At 67.5% G+C, this 15,179-nt stretch carries 16 protein-coding genes; 9 read left to right on the top strand and 7 right to left on the bottom strand.

Features of this window, described 5'->3' with window-relative positions:
* Positions 1–9: 9 nt before the first annotated feature.
* From gnd to dnaA, 3 genes are all read right to left on the bottom strand, one after another.
* Positions 10–888, bottom strand: a complete 879-nt coding sequence (gene gnd, locus ABZ070_RS03795) for a phosphogluconate dehydrogenase (NAD(+)-dependent, decarboxylating) (protein ID WP_356629553.1) — start codon at positions 886–888, stop codon at positions 10–12.
* Positions 889–990: 102 nt separating this feature from the next.
* The gene (gene dnaN / locus ABZ070_RS03790; RefSeq protein WP_356629551.1) at positions 991–2,121 is read right to left on the bottom strand and encodes a DNA polymerase III subunit beta; all 1,131 of its coding nucleotides are present in this window, start codon (positions 2,119–2,121) and stop codon (positions 991–993) included.
* A gap of 859 nt (positions 2,122–2,980) precedes the next feature.
* Positions 2,981–4,738: a chromosomal replication initiator protein DnaA gene (dnaA, locus tag ABZ070_RS03785; protein ID WP_356629549.1), complete on the bottom strand. Its 1,758-nt coding sequence runs from the start codon at positions 4,736–4,738 to the stop codon at positions 2,981–2,983.
* A 362-nt stretch (positions 4,739–5,100) separates the two neighbouring features.
* On the opposite strand from dnaA, the gene rpmH reads away from it, so the two are divergent.
* The 9 genes from rpmH (at position 5,101) to ABZ070_RS03740 (ending at position 11,970) form a co-directional block, all read left to right on the top strand.
* Complete coding sequence (gene rpmH, locus ABZ070_RS03780) at positions 5,101–5,238, top strand: 50S ribosomal protein L34 (protein WP_014047156.1); 138 nt, start codon at positions 5,101–5,103, stop codon at positions 5,236–5,238.
* A gap of 22 nt (positions 5,239–5,260) precedes the next feature.
* Positions 5,261–5,632, top strand: a complete 372-nt coding sequence (gene rnpA, locus ABZ070_RS03775) for a ribonuclease P protein component (protein ID WP_356629546.1) — start codon at positions 5,261–5,263, stop codon at positions 5,630–5,632.
* The gene (gene yidD / locus ABZ070_RS03770; RefSeq protein ID WP_356629544.1) at positions 5,629–5,991 is read left to right on the top strand and encodes a membrane protein insertion efficiency factor YidD; all 363 of its coding nucleotides are present in this window, start codon (positions 5,629–5,631) and stop codon (positions 5,989–5,991) included. Before rnpA ends, yidD begins: the two co-directional genes overlap by 4 nt.
* Positions 5,992–5,994: 3 nt before the next feature.
* On the top strand, positions 5,995–7,287 hold the full coding sequence (gene yidC, locus ABZ070_RS03765) for a membrane protein insertase YidC (RefSeq protein WP_356629543.1): 1,293 nt from the start codon (positions 5,995–5,997) through the stop codon (positions 7,285–7,287).
* Between the two features lie 15 nt (positions 7,288–7,302).
* Entirely contained in the window at positions 7,303–7,815 is a 513-nt protein-coding gene (locus tag ABZ070_RS03760) for a R3H domain-containing nucleic acid-binding protein (protein ID WP_356629541.1), read from the top strand.
* A 113-nt stretch (positions 7,816–7,928) separates the two neighbouring features.
* Positions 7,929–8,645 carry a 16S rRNA (guanine(527)-N(7))-methyltransferase RsmG gene (rsmG, locus tag ABZ070_RS03755; RefSeq protein WP_356629539.1) on the top strand — a complete coding sequence of 239 codons (717 nt, stop codon included), beginning with the start codon at positions 7,929–7,931 and terminating at the stop codon, positions 8,643–8,645.
* Between the two features lie 233 nt (positions 8,646–8,878).
* Positions 8,879–9,952: a ParA family protein gene (locus ABZ070_RS03750; RefSeq protein ID WP_356629621.1), complete on the top strand. Its 1,074-nt coding sequence runs from the start codon at positions 8,879–8,881 to the stop codon at positions 9,950–9,952.
* A complete protein-coding gene (locus ABZ070_RS03745; RefSeq protein WP_356629537.1) occupies positions 9,949–11,046 on the top strand; it encodes a ParB/RepB/Spo0J family partition protein in 1,098 nt (365 codons plus the stop codon). The genes ABZ070_RS03750 and ABZ070_RS03745 overlap by 4 nt, the downstream gene beginning before the upstream one ends.
* A gap of 306 nt (positions 11,047–11,352) precedes the next feature.
* Positions 11,353–11,970 (top strand): GNAT family N-acetyltransferase, encoded by a 618-nt coding sequence (locus ABZ070_RS03740; protein WP_356629535.1) that lies wholly within the window; start codon positions 11,353–11,355, stop codon positions 11,968–11,970.
* 97 nt (positions 11,971–12,067) lie between these two features.
* Here the strand turns inward: ABZ070_RS03740 and trxA are convergent, their stop codons facing one another.
* The 4 genes from trxA to sigM form a co-directional block, all read right to left on the bottom strand.
* Positions 12,068–12,400 carry a thioredoxin gene (trxA, locus tag ABZ070_RS03735; protein WP_307714557.1) on the bottom strand — a complete coding sequence of 111 codons (333 nt, stop codon included), beginning with the start codon at positions 12,398–12,400 and terminating at the stop codon, positions 12,068–12,070.
* A 52-nt stretch (positions 12,401–12,452) separates the two neighbouring features.
* Positions 12,453–13,427, bottom strand: coding sequence for a thioredoxin-disulfide reductase (gene trxB / locus ABZ070_RS03730; RefSeq protein ID WP_356629534.1), 975 nt, complete (start codon positions 13,425–13,427; stop codon positions 12,453–12,455).
* Between the two features lie 124 nt (positions 13,428–13,551).
* On the bottom strand, positions 13,552–14,460 hold the full coding sequence (locus ABZ070_RS03725) for a zf-HC2 domain-containing protein (RefSeq protein WP_356629532.1): 909 nt from the start codon (positions 14,458–14,460) through the stop codon (positions 13,552–13,554).
* A complete protein-coding gene (gene sigM / locus ABZ070_RS03720; RefSeq protein WP_356629530.1) occupies positions 14,457–15,161 on the bottom strand; it encodes an RNA polymerase sigma factor SigM in 705 nt (234 codons plus the stop codon). Before sigM ends, ABZ070_RS03725 begins: the two co-directional genes overlap by 4 nt.
* Positions 15,162–15,179 lie beyond the last annotated feature (18 nt).

The following is a 15,179-nucleotide window of genomic DNA, read 5'->3' as shown; positions in this document are numbered from 1 at the left end:
GCCTGTGGACTAGTTCTTGCTCTCCACCGCGTGGCCGCCGAACTGGTTGCGCAGCGCCGCGATCATCTTCATCTGCGGCGAGTCGTCCTGGCGGGACGCGAAGCGGGCGAACAGCGATGCGGTGATCGCGGGCAGCGGGACCGCGTTGTCGATCGCGGCTTCCACGGTCCACCGGCCCTCGCCGGAGTCCTGTGCGTAACCGCGCAGCTCGTCGAGGTGCTCGTCCTCGTCCAGCGCGTTGACCGCGAGGTCCAGCAGCCAGGAACGGATGACCGTGCCCTCCTGCCAGGAGCGGAAGACCTCGCGCACGTCGGTGACGGAGTTGACCTTCTCGAGGAGCTCCCAGCCCTCCGCGTAGGCCTGCATCATCGCGTACTCGATGCCGTTGTGGACCATCTTGGCGAAGTGACCGGCACCGACCTTGCCGGCGTGCACCGAGCCGAACTCGCCTTCCGGCTTGAGGGCGTCGAAGATCGGCTGCACCTTGGCGACGTTCTCGGCTGTGCCGCCGTACATCAGCGCGTAGCCGTTCTCCAGGCCCCAAACGCCGCCGGAGACACCGCAGTCGACGAAGCCGATCTCCTTCAGGCCCAGCTCCACCGCGTGCTTCTCGTCGTCCGTCCAGCGGGAGTTGCCGCCGTCGACGACAACGTCGCCCGGGGAGAGCAGCTCGGCGAGCTCGTCGATCGTGGACTGCGTGGCGGCACCCGCCGGGACCATGACCCAGATGACCCGGGGTCCCTTGAGCTTGCCCACAAGCTCCTCAAGGCTGTGGACATCAGCGAGGTCGGGGTTGCGGTCGTACCCGATGACGGTGTGGCCGGCGCGGCGAATGCGCTCGCGCATGTTGCCGCCCATCTTGCCGAGACCGACGAGACCGAGCTCCATCAGATGATTCCTCAATCGTTGTGTGCAAGTACCTACCCGTGTCCGAGCCTACGCCCGGACACGGGTGCACACCTGTGGGGTCCAGCGCTCAAAAGCCGCTGATCAGCCGCTCAGACGCACCGGCATGATCAGGTACTTGTACGCCTCGTCCGCCTCCGCGTCGACGGCCGGCCTGCCGCTCAGAAGCGCGGGCTTGGTGGACGTGGTGAACGACAGCTGGGCGACGGGCGAGTCGATGGCGCTCAGACCGTCCAGCAAGAAGGTCGGGTTGAAGGCGATCGAGATGTCGTCGCCCTCGAGCTGCGCGTCGACACGCTCCACAGCCTGTGCGTCGTCGCTGGAACCGGCCTCCAGGATGAGCACGCCCTGCTCGAAGCTCAGCCGCACCGGGGTGTTCCGCTCGGCGACGAGGGCCACACGCTTGACGGCCTCGACGAACGGAGCGGTCTCGATGACGGCCACCGAGTTGAACTCGGTGGGGAAGAGGGTCCGGTACTTGGGCAGGTCGCCCTCGAGCAGGCGGGTGGTGGTCCGGCGTCCGGCACCCTCGAAGCCGATCAGACCCTCACCGGCACCGGAGCCGGAGAGCGCCAGAGTGACCGTGTCACCGCTGGTCAGGGCCTTGGCCGTGTCCAGAAGCGTCTTGGCGGGCACCAGGGCGACCGCGGACGCCTCCGGGTTCTCGGGCTTCCACAGGAACTCGCGGACCGCGAAGCGGTAGCGGTCGGTGGAGGCCAGGGTGACGGTGTCGCCCTCGATCTCGATCCGCACGCCGGTCAGGACCGGCAGGGTGTCGTCACGGCCGGCGGCGATGGCGACCTGTGCAGCGGCGGAGGCGAAGACCTCGCCGGGCACGGTGCCGGTCGCGGTCGGCATCTGCGGCAGTGCCGGGTACTCCTCCACAGGCAGGGTGTGGAGTGTGAACCGGGAGGATCCGCAGACCACGGTCGCCCGTACACCGTCTGTGGAAATCTCCACCGGCCGGTTGGGGAGGGCGCGGCAGATGTCGGCGAGGAGCCGGCCGGAGACCAGGACGGTGCCGTCCTCGTCCACCTCGGCCTCCACGGAGACACGCGCCGAGACCTCGTAGTCGAAGCTCGAGAAGCTGAGGGCGCCGTCCTCCGCTTTCAGCAGAAGGCCCGCGAGAACGGGCGCCGGCGGACGGGCCGGGAGGCTACGAGCTACCCACGCCACCGCCTCCGCGAGTACATCGCGCTCCACCCGGATCTTCACCGGAACCGCCTCCTGCTGTTGCTGGCTCGCCCTGCTGGCCTTCTTCGTCGGCTTGATGCCGGAGACCAGTCTGACGTACGGCGCCGACAGTCGGTGCGGGTCGGGGTCAAGTCGCTGCGAGAGGCAGGGGGCGTCCCGGGCTCGAGTTGTGCACAGGGCCCTCTTCGAAGCGAATTCCCCGGTAACTCTATGTGGGAGTAGTAGTAGGGGCTGTGGAAACCGTGGATAACGGCGTCCATGCAGGTCAGGGCCACTTTTTTGTCCACTGCGCCTGTGGGCGGCACCCGTGGACAACCCGGGCGTTCTGTGGACACGCGAAAGTTCTGCACACCCGATGCACAGCCGAGGGGCACTTCTCCCCAGCGCCGTCCCCAGCTTTACCCAGGTTCCCCACAGGCCAACCGACCTCATTGGTGTGACGGCTTTCACTCGACGCGGTGAGCGGGTGTGTTTCGTTGCCGAACAGTGGACAGGGGTGTGGAGAAGCTGTGGGCAACGCACCGTGGCCTGTGGGCCGCCGGTGGACAACGGCGATCAAGGCCTGTGGAAGCTTTCTGTGTCCACAGTCTGTGGAGCCCGCTTGGCCACAAATCCCCAAGGTACTGACCTGGGACGACGGGCTGTGGGCCGGTGCGCCTGTGGACGGGGTCTGGACAACTTCGCAGTCCCCAGGTTGTGGACGGAGAGTTCCTCCACCATCTGTGGAGAACCGCTCGACCCCGGCTCGAATTCGAACACGGCGGCGGCAGAGGCACGCACGGCAGGGGGCTGAGGAACGACCGACAGGGGGCTGAGGAACGACCGAGGGCGCCCCGGGACGGTGTCCCGGGGCGCCCTCAGGAGTGCGCTGGAAGCTCTGTCAGCCGTTCTTGATGCGGTTGGTGAGCTCGGTGACCTGGTTGTAGATGGAGCGCCGCTCCGCCATCAGCGCGCGAATCTTCCGGTCCGCGTGCATCACCGTCGTATGGTCACGGCCGCCGAACTGGGCACCGATCTTCGGCAGCGAGAGGTCCGTGAGTTCCCTGCACAGGTACATGGCGATCTGTCGCGCCGTCACCAGCACGCGGCTGCGGGACGATCCGCAGAGGTCCTCCACCGTGAGTCCGAAGTAGTCCGCGGTGGCCGCCATGATGGCGCTCGCGGTGATCTCGGGGGCCGCGTCCTCACCGCCGGGGATCAGGTCCTTCAGCACGATCTCGGTGAGTCCGAGGTCGACCGGCTGCCGGTTGAGCGACGCGAACGCCGTCACGCGGATCAGCGCGCCCTCGAGCTCCCGGATGTTGCGTGAGATGCGGGAGGCGATGAACTCCAGGACCTCCGGCGGGGCGTTGAGCTGCTCCTGGACGGCCTTCTTCCGCAGGATCGCGATACGCGTTTCCAGCTCCGGCGGTTGGACGTCCGTGGTCAGACCCCACTCGAAGCGGTTGCGCAGCCGGTCCTCGAGCGTCATCAGCTGCTTGGGCGGCCGGTCCGAGGACAGCACGATCTGCTTGTTGGCGTTGTGGAGGGTGTTGAAGGTGTGGAAGAACTCCTCCTGCGTCGACTCCTTGCTCGCCAGGAACTGGATGTCGTCGACCAGGAGGATGTCCACGTCCCGGTAGCGCTTGCGGAAGGTGTCGCCCTTCCCGTCCCGGATCGAGTTGATGAACTCGTTGGTGAACTCCTCGGAGCTCACGTACCGCACGCGCGTGCCCGGATAGAGGCTGCGTGCGTAGTGCCCGATGGCGTGCAGCAGGTGCGTCTTGCCGAGCCCCGACTCCCCGTAGATGAACAGGGGGTTGTAGGCCTTGGCCGGGGCCTCGGCGACCGCCACCGCCGCGGCGTGCGCGAACCGGTTGGAGGCGCCGATGACGAACGTGTCGAAGAGGTACTTGGGGTTGAGGCGCGCGTGCGGCTCGCCGGGGCCGGGAGCCGGCGCCGGCTGAGCGCCCAGCGGTCCCGGAGCTCCGGAGGGGCCCCCGCGGCGCTGTGCCTGCGGATCCGGCATCTCACGGCGCTCCGGGCGGGGCTCGTACTGCCGGCTCTCGGGGGGCTGCGGCGACCGGTAGTCGTGCTGAGGCTGACGCGTCGGAGCGGAGGCATAGGGATCGCGGTCCTGGAAGCCGCCGAGCCGCGGCTGCTGCCACGACAGGTCCTCCTGGGTACGCGGCCACGCGCCGGGCTCGGGGCGCTGCTGGTACTCGGGGTAGGCCGGCCGGGCCGTGGGCAGGCCGTCGTCGGAGCCGGAACGGTGCCCGTACGTGTCGTAGGGGTCGCTCTGCCGGGGCTCGTCGTGCTGCGGGCCCGGATAGCGCGGCGCCTGCTGCTGATGATGCGGAGGTGCCTGGGGGGCGGGCGCCTCACCGACCGAATCGTCGACGGTGATCGCGATCCGGATGGGGCGGCCGCACTCGCGGCTCAGCGTCTCACTGATGAGCGGGGCCAGCCGGCCCTCGAGGACGCGCTTCCCCCACTCGTTGGGCACGGCGAGCAGAGCGGTGTCGGCGACCAGGGCGAGCGGCTGGCAGCGCTCGATCCACTGTTTGTCCTTCGGCTCGACGCCCTGCTGGCCCTCATCGAGGAGCTGCTCCAGCACTCGTGGCCACACTGCGGCAAGATCGGCAGGTACGTCAGCCACAAGGCACGCTCTCTCGCAGGTCCCACGAATGTGTGGTTCTCGGGACGGGATGGGAAGACAGGCAGGAAAAGATTCCAAGTTCAGCCACGGTAGTCAGGGCGACCCGCGTGGTTCAAGTTGTTGTCCACAGCCTGTGCACAGTGGACCACGGCGCAGGGTTGGTTTGACCGGATGGCGTAGCCGCGCGTACCGTAACCAGGTCGAGTTGTCGATGGCTGCTGCCGCCTGCCTCCGATGGGCAAAGATCACGGTCTGTGATCGTGAAGCGGTGTGCACTCGGGCGTAAACGCGAGCTACTCGTGGGCGCACGGTGACAGCCAGGCGATGTCCCGCCACCAACGAATCATTTCTGGAGCCCCCGAGTGAGCAAGCGCACCTTCCAGCCGAACAACCGTCGTCGCGCCAAGACCCACGGCTTCCGCCTGCGGATGCGCACCCGTGCCGGCCGCGCGATTCTCGCGAACCGCCGTGGCAAGGGCCGCGCCAACCTGTCCGCCTGATCGCGTACAGGTCGGTCATGACGTGCTGCCTACCGAGAATCGGCTGAGGCGGCGCGAGGACTTCGCGACCGCGGTACGCCGAGGACGCAGGGCGGGCCGCCCGCTTCTCGTCGTCCACCTACGCAGCGGTACAACGGACCCGCACGCGCCGGGGGAGAGCACCTCCCCGACGTGTGCGGGTTTCGTCGTGAGCAAGGCTGTGGGCGGTGCCGTTGTCCGCAACAAGGTCAAGCGGAGACTGCGCCACCTCATGCGCGATCGGCTCTCCGAGCTGCCCCCCGGTAGCCTGGTGGTCGTACGGGCGCTGCCCGGTGCGGGCGACGCCGAACACGATCAGCTGGCCCGAGACCTGGACGCCGCTCTTCAGCGGTTGCTGGGAGGGGGCGCGCGATGAAGTACCCGCTGCTGGCTCTCATCAAGATCTATCAGTGGACGATCAGCCCGCTGCTGGGGCCTGTCTGCAGGTACTACCCGTCGTGTTCGCACTACGGATACACAGCCATCGACCGGCACGGTGCGGTCAAGGGCACGGCTCTGACCGCCTGGCGCATTCTTCGGTGCAATCCGTGGTCGCCGGGTGGTGTGGACCATGTGCCTCCGCGCAAGCGCCCCCGGTGGCACCAAATGCTGCGGGACGCCTTGAGCGGCCGCACCAAGGGCGGGAACTCCGCCGCTGATGTACCAGCCACGGGGGCTGCCTCCGCACCCCACGGCCCGGCCGCAGAGACCTCGCCCAATGCTCAAGGAGCCTGATTAGTGGACACGATTGCCAGTCTCTTCAGCTTTATCACCACACCTGTCTCGTGGATCATCGTCCAGTTCCACAGCCTCTACGGGGCGATCTTCGGCCCGGACACGGGATGGGCCTGGGGACTGTCCATCGTGTCTCTGGTGATCCTCATCCGGATCTGTCTGATCCCGCTCTTCGTGAAGCAGATCAAGTCGACCCGGAACATGCAGGCGCTCCAGCCGAAGATGAAGGCGATTCAGGAGCGCTACAAGAACGACAAGCAGCGCCAGTCCGAAGAGATGATGAAGCTGTACAAGGAGACGGGTACCAACCCGCTCTCCTCGTGCCTTCCCATCCTGGCCCAGTCGCCGTTCTTCTTCGCGCTGTACCACGTGCTCAGCAAGATCGCCTCCGGTGACACGATCGGCGTCCTCAACCAGAACCTGGTCGACAGCGCTCGTGAGGCCCACATCTTCGGCGCCCCGATCGCCGCGAAGTTCATGGACTCCCCCGAGAAGGTCGAGGCGCTCAACGCCTCGCTGACGGACGTCCGCATCGTCACCGCGGTCATGATCATCCTGATGTCGGCGTCGCAGTTCTACACCCAGCGCCAGCTGATGCAGAAGAACGTCGACCTCACGGTCAAGACGCCGTACATGCAGCAGCAGAAGATGCTGATGTACATCTTCCCGGTGATCTTCGCCGTCATGGGCATCAACTTCCCCGTCGGTGTTCTCGTCTACTGGCTGACCACCAACGTGTGGACCATGGGCCAGCAGATGTACGTGATCAACCAGAACCCGACCCCGGGCAGCAAGGCCCAGGACCACTACCTGCAGCGACTGCTCAAGAGCGTCACTGCTCACGGCGAAGTCCGTTCGCGGCGCAAGCGCAACGTCGTCCAGGCGATCGTGGCCAAGGGCTCGGACCGCAACGACAACGAGCGTCGCTTCATCACGGGTCTGGCCAAGGCCGGCCTGGCCGCTCAGGCGGACGGCACGGTGGCCAAGAGCGACACCGCCATGGCCGAGGCGGAGGGCGGCTCGCAGAGGCGTCAGCAGCCCAAGCGTCAGACGAAGGCGAAGCGTCAGGCCGCTACCCAGCCCGGTGCGACCAAGAGCCCTGACGCTGCCGGCACCGTGGCGAAGACCTCCCTTCAGAAGGACCGGCCCGCGGAAGGCCGCTCCAGGGCCAGCTCGTCCGCGGCGGACGCCAAGCCGAACGCGGGCGGTGGCAAGGCCACCGGTTCCGCACGCCAGCCCAAGGCGGGACAGCGCAAGGGTCCGCAGCGGCCCAAGCACCCGTCGTCCAAGAAGTAAAAAAGGAGTCCATCCGTGACGGAAGGCACCATCTCCGCCGCCGGCGAGGTTGGCGACACCCTGACCCGCCTCGAGCAGGAAGGGGAGATCGCGGCTGATTACCTCGAGGGCCTGCTGGACATCGCCGACCTCGACGGTGACATCGACATGGACGTCGAAGCGGACCGGGCCGCGGTCTCGATCATCAGCGACACCGGCAGCCGCGATCTGCAGAAGCTCGTGGGCCGGGACGGCGAGGTTCTCGAGGCGCTGCAGGAGCTGACGCGCCTGGCAGTGCTCCGGGAGACCGGGGAGCGCAGCCGGCTGATGCTCGACATCGCGGGTTTCCGCGCCAAGAAGCGCACGGAACTGGCCGAGCTGGGTGCCAAGGCTGCCGCTGAGGTGAAGAGCACCGGGGAGCCGGTCAAGCTCGACCCGATGACGCCCTTCGAGCGCAAGGTCGTGCATGACGCCGTCGCGGCCGCGGGCCTGCGCAGCGAGTCCGAGGGCGAGGAGCCGCAGCGCTTCGTCGTCGTACTCCCTGCCTGACCCCCTTGTTCCGTCGGCCCCGTCTGTTCGCAGGCGGGGCCGATCTTTGTCAGCCTGATAGTCAGCCACCACAGTCCACACTGCGGCCAGTGAGGTACGGAAGGACGGTCCCCGTGACGGAGGCAGCACAGCTTCCCCAGGCGCCCGAGGCGGCCCGGACAGTGTTCGGAGAGTACTTTCCGGAGGCTGTGCGCTATGCGGAGCTGCTTGCGGACGCCGGGGTGAAGCGAGGGCTCATCGGGCCTCGCGAAGTGCCGCGCCTGTGGGAGAGGCACCTGCTGAACTGTGCCGTGCTCTCGGAAGTCGTGCCGGAGGGAGTGACGGTCTGCGATGTCGGCTCAGGAGCCGGCCTCCCGGGCATTCCGCTGGCGCTGGTCCGCCCGGACCTGAAGATCACGTTGCTGGAGCCACTGCTCCGCCGGACGAACTTCCTGCAGGAAGTGGTGGAGCTGCTCGGCCTCGATCATGTGACCGTGGTGCGCGGACGGGCCGAGGAGGTTCTCGGCAAGGTGCCCCCGGTCCACGTGGTGACCGCGCGAGCGGTGGCTCCGCTGGACCGGCTCGCCGGCTGGGGCGTTCCCCTGCTGCGCCCGTACGGCGAAATGCTGGCGCTCAAGGGCGACACCGCGGAGGACGAGATCCAGGGAGCCAGGGCCGCGCTGAGCAAGCTGGGCGTGGTGCGGACCACGGTTCTTCATGTCGGTGAGGGTCTTGTCGATCCGCTGTCCACCGTGGTGCGCGTCGAGGTCGGTGAGAGCCCGGGCGGTGTGAGGTTCGCCGCAAAGAAGGCCAAAGCTGCTCGTACCAGCCGCACCCGTCGTCGCCGCTGAGCCATACACGTAGCCATACGTCCGTATTTCGGAGTGTCGTCCCGGTGTAGTCCTGCCGCTTGTGCATCGTGTTTCACGTGAAACGTCGCTCACTGCTGCAGGGAATCATCAGCCGTGGCCGTGCGGCCGCCCCGATGAAGGGCCGCAAGCCCCTCTTGCGGGTTACGGATGTGTCCACAGAGGTGGATTCCTCCACAGAACCACGGGCCTCGCTGGTTCACGACCCCGAAAGCATGGCAGGCTCTGTGCATTGCGAGCCTGATGTCGAGGAGAGTGAATCCTTGCGGTCCGACGCCAACATCGCGGGACCGATGACCGATCCGGTCCCCGGTCCCCGTACCGAGTCCGCGGGGGAGGATGTTTCACGTGAAACACCGCCCCCCCTGGATGACACCCCCATTGGCCGTGCTGCTCAGCTGGCTGTGGAGGCGCTGGGGCGTGCCGGTGAGGGTCTGCCCCGACCTGAGCAGACACGCATCATGGTCGTCGCCAACCAGAAGGGCGGCGTCGGGAAGACCACCACTACGGTCAACCTGGCCGCTTCTCTTGCGCTGCACGGCGCACGTGTCCTGGTGATCGACCTCGATCCACAGGGCAACGCCTCGACGGCCCTGGGGATCGACCATCATGCGGAAGTTCCCTCGATCTATGACGTCCTGGTGGACAGCAAGCCCCTCGCCGAGGTGGTCCAGCCGGTCCCCGACGTCGAAGGACTCTTCTGCGCCCCCGCCACCATCGATCTCGCCGGTGCGGAGATCGAGCTGGTGTCGCTGGTGGCGCGGGAGAGCAGACTGCAGCGCGCGATCCAAGCCTACGAGCAACCGCTGGACTACATCCTCATCGACTGTCCCCCGTCGCTGGGGCTGCTGACGGTCAACGCGCTGGTGGCCGGTGCCGAGGTGCTGATTCCCATCCAGTGTGAGTACTACGCCCTGGAGGGCCTCGGTCAGCTGCTGCGCAACGTGGATCTGGTGCGAGGCCACCTCAATCCGACGCTCCACGTGTCGACCATCCTGCTCACCATGTACGACGGCAGGACGAGGCTGGCATCGCAGGTCGCCGACGAGGTGCGCAGCCACTTCGGCGAGGAGGTTCTGCGGACGAGCATCCCGCGCTCCGTGCGGATCTCGGAGGCGCCGAGCTACGGGCAGACGGTTCTGACTTACGATCCAGGTTCCAGCGGCTCCCTGTCGTATCTCGAGGCTGCCCGCGAGATCGCGCTGCGCGGGGTGGGAGTCCGCTACGACCCGCAGCATGCCCAGGTGGGTCAGAACGATCAGCAGAACATCTCGGAGGGGATCCAGTGAGCGAGCGACGAAGAGGATTGGGGCGTGGGCTCGGTGCGCTGATTCCTGCCGCTCCACAGGAGAAGCAGGTACCTTCCCCGGGGGCTTCGCCGTCTTCCGGCGTGCCTCCGGTGCTGACTTCGGACCGGGGGGTGGCGGCAGCCAAGGTCGCCACACTGCCCACCGCGACGGTGGCACCGGAGTCGACCGCTCACCTGTCGGAAGAGCCCGCTTCGGCGCAGCCCAGCGAGCCGGCAGGAGCGCACTTCGCCGAGGTGCTGCTCGACTCGATCACCCCCAACCCGCGCCAGCCACGTGAGGTGTTCGACGAGGACGCTCTCGCAGAGCTGGTCACCTCCATCCAGGAAGTGGGGCTTCTCCAGCCGGTTGTCGTGCGCCAGTTGGGGCCGGACCGCTATGAGCTCATCATGGGTGAGCGTCGCTGGCGGGCCTGCCGGGAAGCCGGGCTCGAGCGGATCCCCGCGATCGTCCGGGACACCGACGACGAGAAGCTTCTGCTGGACGCACTGCTGGAGAACCTGCACCGCGCCCAACTGAACCCGTTGGAGGAGGCAGCTGCCTACGACCAGCTGCTCAAGGACTTCAACTGCACGCACGACCAGCTGGCCGACCGCATCGGGCGGTCACGCCCGCAGGTGTCCAACACGCTGCGGCTGCTGAGGCTCTCCCCGCCCGTCCAGCGCCGGGTCGCGGCGGGAGTGCTCTCGGCTGGCCATGCGCGAGCCCTGCTCTCGGTGGACGACTCCGACGAGCAGGACCGGCTGGCCCACCGGATCGTCGCCGAAGGCCTGTCGGTGCGGGCAGTCGAAGAGATCGTGACGCTGCTCAACTCGAACCCCAAGAGCACACCCAAGCCCAAGGGCCCGCGGGCCGGCGCTCGGATGTCCCCTGCGCTCTCTGATCTGGCCTCTCGGCTGTCGGACCGGTTCGAGACACGGGTGAAGGTCGACCTCGGCCAGAAGAAGGGCAAGATCGTCGTCGAGTTCGCATCGATAGACGATCTCGAGCGCATCCTCGGCACCCTTGCACCCGGCGAAGGGCGAGTCCTGGAGAAGGGACTTGGCGAGGAGCCTGCCGAGGACGAGGACGTCTGAGTCAGCGTTCGGCACAGCCGACAGGGCGGGTGGCGTTCCGGACCATGGAACGCCACCCGCCCTTTGCCTTGGTGCAGTATCCGTGCCGGGGCTGGGTGGATACGATGCGTTCTGGTATGACGCATCCATCTTGAGTCACTTCAGTGGGAGGGCGTAGGCCATGCGATCGGTGAGCCACGGGCAACTGGTGACGGCAGGCCTGGGACTTGGGGCGGTGGGCGGGTTCGTCAGCAGCCTGCTGCTCGAGAGGAGCGCGCTGGCAGCCGCGCGCAGCGCGGCACACGAGGGAAGTGAGGAGCAGCCTTCATGGGGCGTCGGCTCGTACCGCTCACGCTGGACAACCTTTCGGATCTTCCCAAGCGCTGTCGTGCGTGCGTCTTCTGGGAACTTGATCCGGTCAGCGGCGAAGCTGCGGTAAAGGCGGGAACCCCCGAACTCGAGAAGGAGGCATGGATCTCGGCCGTGCTGCTCGAGTGGGGGTCGTGCGGCCGCGTCGTCTATGTCGACGAGGTCCCTGTGGGCTTCGTTCTGTATGCGCCGCCCGCCTACGTGCCGCGCTCCACGGCTTTTCCGACGAGCCCCGTGTCAGCGGATGCGGTGCAGTTGATGACCGCCTGGATCATGCCCGGCTATCAGGGTCAGGGACTGGGGCGCGTCATCGTGCAGACAGTCGCCAAGGATTTGCTGCGCAGGGGGTTCCGGGCGATCGAAGCCTTCGGCGACGCCCGGTGGAAGGAACCGGCCTGTGTCCTGCCGGCCGACCATCTTCTGGCAGTCGGCTTCAAGACGGTGCGCCCCCATCCGACGCACCCGCGGCTGCGGCTGGAGCTGCGCACCACTCTCTCCTGGAAGGAAGACGTGGAGCTTGCCCTGGACCGGCTTCTGGGTGCTGTGCAGAAGGAGCCGGCGCTGCGTCCGCTCTGAACCCGGACACGAGCGCTCTGAACCCGGACACGAGAATGGACTCATCCCGAGGGGATGAGCCCATTCTCGTGTTTCACGTGAAACAACGGAGTCGTGCTTACTCTCCGATGAAGCTCTCCAGATCGCGGACGATGGCCGCCTTCGGCTTGGCGCCGACGATGGTCTTGGCGACCTCACCGTTCTGGTAGACGTTCAGCGTCGGGATCGACATGACGCCGTACTTGGCCGCAGTGGCGGGATTCTCGTCGATGTTGAGCTTCACGACCTGGATCTTGTCGCCGTGCTCGGCCGCAATGGCCTCGAGGGACGGCGCGATCTGGCGGCAGGGACCGCACCAGGCGGCCCAGAAGTCCACCAGCACGGGCTTGTCGCTCTTGAGGACATCCTCCTCGAAGGAGTCGTCGGTCACGTTCTTCAGGTCGCCGGCCACGGCAGCCTCCTGCTTCTTTTGCGGGGTGTAAGGGGAATGGGAGATCAAGGGGTCAGACCACGGGGGCCTTCTCCGGCTCGGCCGTCTTCTCGCTGTCCACGAGAGCGGCGAGGTAGCGCTCGGCATCCAGGGCCGCGGAGCAGCCGGTGCCGGCGGCGGTGATGGCCTGTCGGTACGTGTGGTCGACGACATCGCCCGCGGCGAAGACGCCCGCGAGATTGGTGCGCGTCGACGGCGCGTCGACCTTCAGGTAGCCGTCGGCGTCCAGCTCGAGCTGGCCCTTGAAGAGCTCGGTCCGGGGGTCGTGGCCCACGGCGATGAACAGACCGGTCACCGCAAGCGGGGACTTCACGCATGTCTTCGTGTTGTTCAGGGACAGGCCGGAGAGCTTCTGCTCGCCGTGGATCTCGGCCACCTCGCTGTCCCAGGCGAAGGAAATCTTCGGGTCGGCGAAGGCGCGCTCCTGCATGGCCTTGGAGGCGCGCAGGGTGTCCCGGCGGTGGATGATTGTGACCGACTTGGCGAAGCGGGAGAGGAAGGTCGCCTCCTCCATCGCGGTGTCGCCACCACCCACGACGGCGATGTCCTGGTCCTTGAAGAAGAAGCCGTCGCAGGTCGCGCACCACGAAACACCGCGCCCGGACAGCGCGTCCTCGTTCGGCAGGCCCAGCTTGCGGTGCTGGGAGCCGGTGGTGACGATCACGGCCTTGGCGCGGTGGACGGTCCCGGCGGTGTCGGTGACGGTCTTGATGTCGCCGGTGAGGTCGACCGACACGACGTCGTCCGGGACGAGTTCGGCGCCGAAGCGCTCAGCCTGTGCCCGCATGTTGTCCATGAGGTCGGGACCCATGATGCCGTCGCGGAAGCCGGGGAAGTTCTCCACCTCGGTCGTGTTCATCAGGGCACCGCCGGCGGTGACAGCTCCCTCGAACACCAGCGGCTGCAGCGATGCGCGCGCGGTGTAGAGCGCGGCTGTATAGCCCGCGGGCCCGGAGCCGATAATGATCACGTTACGGACGTCGCTCACGGGTTTCTTCCTCGTCTCTGCAGACTGCCAACTGCCTACGGGGCGGGTTCCAGGACTCTCACCCCACCCAACGGATCCTACGGGGCGCGCATTCCCGAGGAGCCGGAGCGGCACCGGCGATATCTCAGGGGCGTGGATAGGTCTCCGACAGCAGGAGCTTCCCGGCAGAGTCGACCGCGTTGTTCACGCATGCCGCGTCGACGACATAGGCCTGCACCCGAGTGCTGTCCTTGGCGTGGGCCATGAGCACGAGGTAGGCGCTGACGCCGTCGTACGTACCCTTCTCGACGGCGAGCGGACCGTCGGTGCGCCCGGTCCCCTTCTGGATACAAGGAGGCACGGCAGCGCTCGGACTGTTCTTCGGGGACAGCGTTGTGGGGCCGTCGGCGGAGGGAGCCCGCTCGATCCTGGGCTCGGCCTCCTGAGTCGGTCCGGCGGCCAGCAGCGAGTGCACACGGCTGTCGAGTGCCGTTCCGGAGAACTCGGCCCCCTCACCCGCCGTGGCGTTGACGCTCGCGTCCTTCTTCGCGGTCGAGGAGTCACTGTCCGAACCGGGCAGCGACTGGAGGAACATCACGCTCACGCCCACCGCGGCGGCTCCGAACACGGCGCCCAGGACCGCAGCACGGCGGCGTCGTGCCGGGCGGCTGCGGCCGGGACCGGTTGTGGCGCGGGGGTGTCCTGCTGGACGGGCGGGCGGCGCTTCGGTCTCTGCCGCCTGAGGGCGCGCTGTTTCACGTGAAACATGCGCTGCCTCGTCGGGAGCGGTGGCATCGAGGAGAGCTTCGGCAGCCAGAGCCGCGTCGATACGGCCGGCGATGTCGGCGGGCATGCGCGGCGGGCCGGGCAGGGTGCCCAGGAGCCCACGGATCTCTTCCAGGGACGTGTGGACGTCCGAGCAGAGTGGGCAGCCGTCGAGGTGGCGCCGTACTTCAGCCGTGCGGGACGGCGGGAGGATTCCTTCGGTGAGGTCGGAGATCTCCGAGACGTCCGGGTGCTGAGTGGTGTCGGCCCTGTCGGTCGAGGATGTCACGCGCGCCCACCTCCGCCCTTCACTGCCGCAGGGTCACTCGGCCCTGTCTCTCGTGGTCCCGACGCCGGTGGGACGGATGTCCCGGCCGTCCGGTTCCTTCCCCTGCCGACGTCGCTGTCATTCCCGGTTCCGCCACGCAGATGGGTGAGCATGGGCAGCAGTCGGGCCCGGCCACGGGCACAGCGGCTTTTGACTGTCCCCGTCGGCACGCCCAGCACGTCTGCGGCCTCGGCGACCGGATACCCCTGCATGTCGACCAGCACCAGGGCGGCGCGTTGGTCAACGGGAAGTTTCGCCAGAGCGGCCAGGAGCTCACGGTGGAGGTCATGACGCTCGGCGGGCGCCTCGGCCGATTCCTGCGGCTCCAGCAGTTGCTCCAGCCGCTCCGTGTCGTCGACGGGCGAGGTCTTGCGGGACGCTGCCTTGCGCGCTCGGTCCAGACAGGCGTTCACGGTGATGCGATGCAGCCACGTCGTGACAGCCGACTGGCCCCGGAACGTATGGGCGGCCCGGAAGGCTGACACCAGAGCGTCCTGTACGGCGTCGGCGGCCTCCTCGCGGTCCCCCAGCGTGCGCAGGGCGACGGCCCACAGCCTGTCGCGGTGGCGCCTTACGAGCTCACCGAAGGCGTCCGGGTCCCCGTCGACATGGCGTGCCAGCAGGTCGTGGTCGCCGGCGTCGCCGAGTGTCACGTCGTCCAACGGTGAGCCCCCTCCCAT

This window comes from Streptomyces sp. NPDC006283 (assembly GCF_040613325.1).
Lineage (GTDB): Bacteria > Actinomycetota > Actinomycetes > Streptomycetales > Streptomycetaceae > Streptomyces.
The sequence above is the reverse complement of the archived record's forward strand: the minus strand, read 5'-3'. Positions and strand labels throughout refer to the sequence as shown.